At 58.3% G+C, this 345-nt stretch carries 1 protein-coding gene; it reads right to left on the bottom strand.

Annotation, left to right across the window (positions count from 1 at the left end; translation table 11 throughout):
- The coding region (locus tag ACW5W8_RS23975; protein WP_498630914.1) for a Mu transposase C-terminal domain-containing protein at window positions 1-345 on the bottom strand (345 nt) is incomplete at both ends.

Below are 345 nucleotides of genomic sequence, written 5' to 3'. Positions count from 1 at the left end.
TGGCTGCACGGAATGCGTCTGGGCTGATGCCATTTCCGAGCAGATCGGTATTGATGGCCTCCACTCGGTCTCCCCAGTCTCCGGTGCGGTACAAGGTGGCGCGGCCCACATCGTTAGGATCGAGAAAGACGCTGACCCGCTGGCTCTTCCAGGTGTGCTCCAACAGCTCCGGGGCGCTATATTTCAGGCCACCGGCCTTGATAAAGCCTTTGGAGACAGTCGCCTCACCGATATGGTTGAGCAGCAGATCCAAGGCAGACTCATCGGTGATGGCGCGGCGCTGATAACGGGCACTCTGGTACTTCTCGTTTGGGGTCATCCCCAGTGAGCTGTGCTTTTTGTTGT

Source organism: Aeromonas aquatilis (genome assembly GCF_054052405.1).
Note: the sequence above shows the minus strand (reverse complement) of the source record. Positions and strands in the feature narration are given on the sequence as shown.